Source organism: Vibrio sp. R11-SG3-ISO3-SZ, assembly GCF_059834345.1.
The window spans coordinates 1-8,100 of the sequence record NZ_JCBDGX010000108.1 but is presented as its reverse complement, the minus strand read 5'-3'; the positions used below and the strand labels follow the sequence as shown (position 1 = coordinate 8,100).

General features: G+C 50.0%; 7 protein-coding genes. All 7 read right to left on the bottom strand.

Annotated elements, in window-relative coordinates; genetic code table 11:
* A partial coding sequence (purD, locus tag AC6R1O_RS13705; RefSeq protein ID WP_500657220.1) for a phosphoribosylamine--glycine ligase occupies window positions 1–957 on the bottom strand: 957 nt, incomplete at its 3' end.
* Window positions 958–1,106: 149 nt separating this feature from the next.
* Complete coding sequence (gene purH, locus AC6R1O_RS13700; RefSeq protein ID WP_487902799.1) at window positions 1,107–2,699, bottom strand: bifunctional phosphoribosylaminoimidazolecarboxamide formyltransferase/IMP cyclohydrolase; 1,593 nt, start codon at window positions 2,697–2,699, stop codon at window positions 1,107–1,109.
* 217 nt (window positions 2,700–2,916) lie between these two features.
* Complete coding sequence (locus AC6R1O_RS13695; protein ID WP_500633622.1) at window positions 2,917–3,903, bottom strand: sensor domain-containing diguanylate cyclase; 987 nt, start codon at window positions 3,901–3,903, stop codon at window positions 2,917–2,919.
* Window positions 3,904–4,196: 293 nt separating this feature from the next.
* On the bottom strand, window positions 4,197–5,657 hold the full coding sequence (locus tag AC6R1O_RS13690; protein ID WP_500633621.1) for an HD-GYP domain-containing protein: 1,461 nt from the start codon (window positions 5,655–5,657) through the stop codon (window positions 4,197–4,199).
* Window positions 5,658–5,811: 154 nt separating this feature from the next.
* Window positions 5,812–6,108 carry a DNA-binding transcriptional regulator Fis gene (fis, locus tag AC6R1O_RS13685; RefSeq protein WP_000462885.1) on the bottom strand — a complete coding sequence of 99 codons (297 nt, stop codon included), beginning with the start codon at window positions 6,106–6,108 and terminating at the stop codon, window positions 5,812–5,814.
* A gap of 71 nt (window positions 6,109–6,179) precedes the next feature.
* Window positions 6,180–7,142 carry a tRNA dihydrouridine synthase DusB gene (gene dusB / locus AC6R1O_RS13680; RefSeq protein ID WP_334554981.1) on the bottom strand — a complete coding sequence of 321 codons (963 nt, stop codon included), beginning with the start codon at window positions 7,140–7,142 and terminating at the stop codon, window positions 6,180–6,182.
* 153 nt (window positions 7,143–7,295) lie between these two features.
* On the bottom strand, window positions 7,296–8,100 hold an 805-nt coding region (gene prmA, locus AC6R1O_RS13675), incomplete at its 5' end, for a 50S ribosomal protein L11 methyltransferase (RefSeq protein WP_500657219.1).

Sequence of the window (8,100 nt, the reverse complement as noted above, 5' to 3'; positions counted from 1 at the left end):
CAGCTTCTTATCGATGGCCGCTAGGCAAAGCTCAACCAAGTCAGATTCCATACGCATCATGATAGGTTGCGTTTCTGGGTCACCAAATCGGCAGTTGTACTCGATCACTTTGGGCGTGCCGTCGCTATCGATCATTAGACCTGCGTAAAGGAAACCTGTGTATGGGTGACCTTCTGCTGCCATGCCGCGTACGGTAGGGTAAATCACTTCATCCATAATGCGGTTGTGGATCTCAGGCGTGACCACAGGTGCGGGTGAGTACGCGCCCATACCACCTGTGTTTGGGCCGGTGTCTTTATCGCCAACACGTTTGTGGTCTTGGCTGGTGGCCATTGGCAGGACGTTCTCGCCATCGACCATCACGATAAAGCTCGCTTCTTCACCGTCAAGGAACTCTTCGATCACCACGCGGCTGCCTGCTTCGCCAAACGCGTTGCCTGCGAGCATGTCTTTGATGGCGTCTTCCGCTTCTTCCAGTGTCATCGCAACGATCACACCTTTGCCTGCCGCTAGGCCGTCAGCCTTAACCACAATCGGTGCGCCTTGTTCACGGACGTAGGCAAGCGCAGGCTCGATGTCAGTGAAGTTCGCGTAGGCGCCCGTTGGGATAGCGTGACGCGCGAGGAAGTCCTTCGTGAATGCTTTAGAGCCTTCAAGCTGAGCCGCCGCTTCTGTTGGGCCAAAGATAGGCAGACCCGCTGCGCGAAAGGCATCCACCACACCGATAACAAGCGGTGCTTCAGGACCAACGATAGTAAGCTCAATCGCTTTCTCTTTGGCAAATGCCACGAGCGCTTCGATGTCTTCCACGCCGATGTTGACGTTTTCCAGTTTTGGCTCAAGCGCTGTACCCGCATTACCCGGTGCAACGAAAACCGTCTCTACTTTAGGGTTTTGCGCGGCCTTCCAGCCCAGTGCGTGCTCACGACCGCCCGCACCGATGATTAGAACATTCATTTAATAATCCTTTCAAAAGTTGGATTACTCTAAGCAGTGGGTGTGGTAGCAAGGCAGTGCTTGAATTCATCCCCGGGAGCATAGCCTAGCTATGTGACCGGGGTGAATGAAAGCGCTAACGCCGCTACCGCGCCCAATGCGACGAGTAATTAGTGACGGAAGTGGCGCATGCCTGTGAATATCATCGCCATACCATGCTCATCGGCCGCAGCGATCACTTCGTCATCACGCATTGAGCCACCTGGCTGAATTACACACTTGATACCCGCTTCTGCTGCCGCATCGATACCGTCGCGGAATGGGAAGAAGGCATCAGAGGCCATGACGCAGCCTTCAACCTGTAGACCTTCGTCAGCGGCTTTGATGCCAGCGATTTTCGCCGAGTAAACACGGCTCATTTGGCCAGCGCCTACACCAACAGTCATGTCGCCTTTTGAGTAAACAATCGCGTTCGATTTCACGTATTTCGCGACTTTCCAGCAGAATAGTGCGTCTTTCAGCTCTTCTTCTGTAGGTTGACGCTTAGAAACCACTTTCAGGTCAGACATATCGACCATACCTTGGTCACGGTCTTGAACAAGCAGGCCACCGTTAACGCGTTTGAGGTCAAAGCCTGTGGTCTTAGTTGTCCACTCGCCACACTCAAGCAGACGAACGTTCTTTTTCGCTGCCACGATGTCGATCGCTTCTGCAGACACAGAAGGTGCGATGATCACCTCAACAAATTGACGTTCAGTGATCGCCGTTGCCGTTTTTGCATCGAGCTCGCGGTTGAAGGCGATAATGCCGCCAAACGCAGAGGTTGGGTCTGTTTTGAATGCACGGTCGTAAGCGTCTAGGATGTTGTCGCCCAGCGCAACGCCACATGGGTTCGCGTGCTTAACGATCACACACGCTGGCGCATCGAACTCTTTCACACACTCAAGCGCGGCGTCAGTGTCCGCGATGTTGTTGTAAGAGAGCGCTTTACCTTGGATTTGGCGCGCAGTAGACACAGACGCTTCTTCTGGGTTGGCTTCCACATAAAACGCCGCCGCTTGGTGGCTGTTTTCGCCGTAACGCATGTCTTGCTTTTTGATGAACTGCTGATTGAACGTGCGAGGGAATTTGCTCTCTTCGTCACCCTCTTTGTTCTCTCCATATGAAGGAACCATAGTGCCGAAGTAGTTCGCGATCATACCGTCGTAAGCTGCGGTGTGTTCGAATGCCGCGATAGCGAGGTCAAAACGCGTCTCTAGAGTGAGAGATTTCTCGTTCGCGTCCATTTCTGCAATAACGCGGTCGTAGTCGTGCGCGTTAACAACGATGGTCACGTCTTTGTGGTTTTTCGCCGCAGAGCGAACCATGGTTGGACCACCGATATCGATGTTTTCCACTGCGTCTTCGAGTGTGCAGCCTTCTTTGGCAACCGTTTGTGCAAACGGGTAGAGGTTCACCACCACCATATCGATTGGGTTGATGCCGTGCGTCGCCATCACGTCGTCATCTTGACCACGACGACCCAGTACGCCACCGTGAACTTTCGGGTGGAGCGTCTTAACGCGGCCATCCATCATTTCTGGGAAACCGGTGTAGTCAGACACTTCAGTGACCGCGATACCTTGCTCTGCCAATAGGCGAGCCGTACCACCAGTCGATAGAATATCAACACCACGGTCAGCGAGTGCTTGGGCAAACTCAACGATACCGGTTTTGTCTGAAACGCTTAACAGAGCGCGGCGAATAGGACGAGCGTTAGTCATGCTTCCATCTTCCTCAAATTCACGAAGTTCAATCAAATGAACGATTAACAATAGTCAGGGGTAATTTATGGCGCGTATTCTAACCAAGTTAGCGCTAAAAAGCTCGCGCAATCGTTTGGCATCGCAAAAAAATTCAAATTTATTGTTACTAGAGGGGGAGTGCCTAGTGGCGAGTTCCTAGTTCCTAGTTCCTAGAGGGGGAATGGGAGGAAGAGGGTTAGGAGGCGTAGAGGATTTTGGCGTTGGTTGCACCTGCTTTCATGTCAGGGAGACCATCGTGGTAGAGGGTGACTTGGTTGCGGCCGGTTTGTTTGGAGTAGTACATCGCTTTATCGGCTTGGATTAGCAGGTCTTTGCTTGAGGCGATGGAGGAGGTGACCTCCGAAATACCAATGCTGACGGTAGGATGAATGGCGTGGCCGTCCACTTGGCACTCGGTTGTCGAGATTGACTCCCGGATACGCTCTGCAACGTCGTACGCGTCAATCGCGTTGGTGTGGCTGAGCACGACACCGAACTCTTCACCGCCGAGACGCCCAAGATAATCGCTGCCTCGCACCACCTGTTTACAGATCTGCGCGACGTGTTTGATCACCTCATCGCCAGACAAATGACCGACTTGGTCGTTAATTTCTTTGAAGTGGTCGATGTCTATCATCAGACAAGCGAGCGGCACTTGCTGCTTTTGAGCTCGGAGCAAGGCGCTATCGAGGCCAGAGAAAAACGCGCGGCGATTGAGAATTTCCGTCAGCTCATCAGTCTCTGATAAGGTTTTTAGCTCTTGCTCTAACAGGTGCGTACGGGTGACATCGCGCACTGACCAAATCACTCGCGGGCCGTGGGCCGTGCTTTGCGGCACGTAGCGCAGGATCGCTTCAAACCAGTTTTCGCTCTCTGCACCCATCGACTCAATGCTATCAATCGGCATCATCAATAAGTCGGTCGGGGCGATGGCGTATTTGACCACTTTGTCGCGTTTGTGCTCAAACACTTCTTCTAAGTAGCTGAGCAGTTGATTGGCTTTGTTGGCGACCAAAACGTCGCTAAGGTGGAGGCCCGTATAGCGCTCGACATCAAACCCTGCGGCAAAGTGCGCGCCGCCAAAACTGTCGGTATAGTGACCTTGCTCATCAAGAATAAAGACGTGATCAGGCAACGAGCTTAGCACATAGCTCAGCCACTCTTCTCGGCTGTCTGTTGGCATGATCTATCTTCCTGATAATTGAGCAAAAACGTTATTTTAACGGATGAGACAGCCAGTGTAATCGCTCTAGGTCACACTTCGGGTCTAAGTTGTTGCTAAATTGTCAATCTAATTAGTGATTTGAATTACTGACTTTTCGCTCAATATCACAACGCGCTTGCAAATTGAGCTCAAATGCTCTCGCCCATTTCGATGCGATTTGATTGCTGAGGGCGTTGAGACACAGACGCAGGTTTCTTTCTTCGAGAGCAAGGGGGTGACTTTAATGCCATCAACACAGAAATGACTCACACTCAGATCGCTTTTAATCCCTGTGAGTCTGTATGGGTAGCTGCGATGTGTTCAAACTGCGTTTCAATGGCAATAAATGCATCAACCACTAGTGGGTCAAAGTGCGTTCCTGCTCCTTCAACAATAATCTCCCTTGCTTTTTGGTGAGAGAAAGCAGGTTTATAAACACGCTTAGAGATCAGTGCGTCATAGACATCAGCAACCGCCATCAATCGGCCAGAAAGTGGAATTTCCTCACCCACTAGTCGATTCGGATATCCACTCCCATCCCACTTCTCGTGATGGGTCAAAGCAATTTCTTTCGCAACAACCAAAAACGAGTTAGAGCCCAGTTGCTGTTCTGCAGCTGAGAGAGCATCCGCGCCAATTTGTGGATGGTTTTTCATTATATCAAACTCTTCATCTGTCAGTTTACCCGGCTTCAGTAAGATGCTGTCGGGAATACCGACTTTACCGACATCATGCAGCGGTGCTGATTTATGAAGGAGATCAATATAGTCAGGAGTCAAAGTGCTTGCCCAAGAAGGAGAGTGGCTCAGATACTCAGCCAATGCTTTAACGTAGTTTTGTGTACGAATAATATGTGCGCCAGTTTCATTATCCCGAGACTCAGCAAGGGAGGATAAACTGGTGATAGCAACATCTCGCGTCAGCTTTAACTCGTTTTGACCCTCTTCCAGTTTGTCTAGCATGCTATTGGCATACGTAGCAATTACGCTCAGTTCATCATTGCCAATAACTGGGACTCGGGAATGAATTTGACCACCCGCTACTCTTTCAAGAGCTTGCTGTTGAATCTCAAGTTTACGTGAAGTGAGCTTCCCTGAAGAGTGAACAATAGCCAGCGCATATCCCCCCAGAATCACGGAAACAAAAATCAATTCTTTGATTACGCTTATCTTTCCCGATCCATCTTGCACAAACTCTGGGTTATGTTCGAGCCAAAAGATGTCTTTTATCGCCACGCTAGAAAGCGATACCGTGAGTACTGTCAGCAGCAACATAACAAACAAGATTTGGTGCTTAAAACTGGCGCTTTTCGTCACATTATTAGCGGATAAACGAGAGGTGTTTTCTTCATTACTCAGCGCAGTAAGCTGTTTAGATAATTCAAGGAGAGCGCCACTAAAAAAGCCAAATAACGTTAAGCCAAAGATGACCTTGAGGTTGCTATCAAGAGTGAAGTCATAGAGAAGGTTATAAAATAGAGCAAAAGGAAGGCTGACAGCGAATAGCAAGCCCGAGTCGAGCTTGGTTAGATTAACACTGCCCCGTCGCTGGAAGATCAACGTTTGTCGAATCGTGAAAGTAAGCAGAAAAACACTTACTGAGTGCAGCATTATCACGCTTAGCGGCAAGGTGTCGAGCATAGGGCAGATTAAGCCGCCATAAAAACCAAAAATAATGGCGGCAATCAAGTAGTACTGTAGAGCCAGGCGATCTTGAAAGGTTTTTATTAGCATTTTTACAAACTTCAGCAAGCAATGTGAAAATCGAACATATCACGGCATGAGATTCAGGGCGAGATTTGGGGGGCATATGAGGGCGCATAAATGCAAAAAAGCAGCTATCCCTGAGGGGTAGCTGCTTTTATATCAATAAGTTAAGGCTTGTAGATTAGTTCATGCCGTACTTTTTCAGTTTCTTGCGAAGAGTACCGCGGTTGATACCCATCATGGTTGCTGCGCGCGTTTGGTTACCGCGAGTGTACTGCATGATGGTGTCTAGTAGTGGCTGTTCTACTTCAGCTAGAACTAATTCGTAGAGTTCTGTGACTTCTTGGCCGTTCAGTTGTGCCAAGTAGTTTTTAAGAGATGCTTTAACAGAGTCACGTAAAGGCTTTTGAGTAATCTGGTCTTGCGAGGTTACTGTAGTTACTGTTAATGCTTCTGAAGTCAGATTTTGTTCGAACATATTCGGTCTAGCTCTTCTCTTAATTATGATGCAACGTTAAACCCGCATGGCTGCGTCGTAGCGACCGCCAATTAGGCTAAATCAAAGTACCCTTCTAACGCTTCAAGTTGCAGCTCTGCTACATCAATGGCGTTGAAGGTCCGGCGAAACTCACTTGCTTGTTCATGCTCTTTTAGGTACCAACCCACGTGCTTACGCGCGATGCGTGGACCTAAATACTCACCATAAAACTCATGGAGAGCGTTCACATGACCGAGCAGGATGTCTTTCACTTCCGAAACCGGAAGGTCAGGCATCGTGGTACCGTTTTCCAAATAGTGTTGGATTTCCTGGAAAATCCACGGACGACCTTGGGCAGGGCGTCCAATCATTAAGGCGTCCGCACCGGTATACTCCAGTACGTGTTTGGCTTTCTCTGGGCTATCGATATCACCGTTCGCGATAACCGGTATTGAGATGGCCTCTTTTACCGCTTTAATGCTGTCGTATTCGGCCTCACCTTTGTACATACATGCTTTGGTTCTGCCATGCAGCGCCAAGGCCTGAATGCCGCAGTCTTCGGCTAATTGAGCGATCTGGACACAGTTTTTGTTATCTGTATCCCAGCCTGTGCGAGTTTTGAGTGTCACAGGGACATCCACTGCGTTGACCACCGCTTTCAGAATCTCTTCGATGATGTCTGGAAACTTGAGCAGCGCAGAGCCCGCGAGCTTTTTATTCACTTTTTTTGCTGGGCAACCCATGTTGATGTCGATGATTTGCGCACCGTTCTCAACGCTAAATTGCGCTGCGTCGGCCATCAACTGTGGATCGGCACCCGCAATCTGCACAGAGCGAATGCCCGATTCGCCTTCATGCACCATGCGTTGCTTAGATTTGGACGTTTTCCAGAGTTTCGGATTGGACGACATCATTTCACTGACGGCCATGCCTGCCCCATATCGAAGACACAACTCACGGAACGGTCTATCCGTGACACCCGCCATAGGCGCGACGATGAGATTGTTCTTAAGTTGGTAGTGTCCGATTTTCAAAACGTCTTCACAGCTTCTGTTCGATGAATAGTCCCCAGCAAGGGCGCGCATTTTACGCATTTTTTTACGCCGTGAAAAGACTAATATTTGAGCATTGACAATTTGTTTTGTTAAATTGTATGAAATTCAGTCAATTAGCCTTGAAAGTCTTATCTAGCCTTGCTTGCGACCCGCTATGCGGCACCACTCACTCTGCTCTTTGATAGGATCAATGTGAAACTCATCACGGTAATAGTCGGCCACATCTTCCGCTTGGGTGTCGAGGACGCCAGACATCGCGAGCTCGCCATTTGGCTTAACTAAAGACTTGATGATGGCAGAAAGCTCACGCAGTGGACCGGCCAAAATGTTCGCCACTACGACGTCGGCAACCAGACCTTCTGGTTGATCTTGAGGAAGGAAGACATCGAGTTTGTCGGCCACACCGTTACGCTCTGCGTTGTCTTTTGAGGCGAGCAGGGCTTGCGGATCGATATCGATGCCGATGACGCGCTCTGCGCCCAGTTTGATCGCCGCGATCGCCAAAATGCCCGAACCACAACCAAAGTCGATCACGGTTTTGCCCGATAGATCGAGACTCTCTAGCCACTCTAGGCAGAGCGCCGTGGTGGGGTGAGTACCAGTACCAAATGCGAGGCCAGGGTCAAGCATCACATTGATCGCGTCTGGCTCTGGGACATCTCGCCAGCTTGGGCAAATCCACAAACGCTCACCAAACTTCATTGGGTGGAAGTTGTCCATCCATTCACGTTCCCAATCCTTATCTTCAAGCTGTTCCACTTTGTACGCGAACCCTTGAGGAAGCAGGCCGCTTTGCGTCATTTGCGCCAGCACAAAATCGGTGTCCGCTTCGGCATCGTAAAGTGCAAGGATGTCGGTGTCGCCCCACAAACGCGTTTCACCCGGCAGCGGCTCGAAGACCGGCGTATCGTGCGCGTCTAAAAAGGTGACCGATAGG